Source organism: Vibrio sp. OPT46 (genome assembly GCF_015163535.1).
GTDB lineage: Bacteria > Pseudomonadota > Gammaproteobacteria > Enterobacterales > Vibrionaceae > Vibrio > Vibrio alginolyticus.
Map to the genome: position 1 here is coordinate 1 of NZ_JADDYG010000661.1, position 353 is coordinate 353.

At 42.2% G+C, this 353-nt stretch carries 1 protein-coding gene; it reads left to right on the top strand.

Features of this window, described 5'->3' with window-relative positions:
• Positions 1-24 precede the first annotated feature (24 nt).
• Positions 25-353: transcriptional repressor (locus tag IQR33_RS24225; protein ID WP_193844138.1), on the top strand; the 329-nt coding region annotated here is incomplete at its 3' end.

Consider the following 353-nt stretch of genomic DNA (forward strand, 5'->3'; position numbering starts at 1 on the left):
TCACATTGGATTTCATCTAGAGATATGAGAAAGCTCAAAACGGTAGATGACGTCATGAAGCAGGTAGAGAAAATCTGCCTGCTGCGAGGTAAACAACTCACTACTAAACGGAAATTGATACTGACTTCACTGCTATATGCGGAGAAGCCGCTTTCTGCCTACGAACTAGTTGACTACTGCAATCACAACTTTTCTCAAAACATTCAAGCGATGTCGGTTTATCGAATACTCGATTTCCTTGAAGCAGAGCACTTTGTCCATAAGCTCAATACATCTAGTAAATACGTCGTTTGTTCTCAAATCGCGTGCGATCAGGAGCATGGCGTTCCACAGTTTTTGATTTGCTCTCAGTG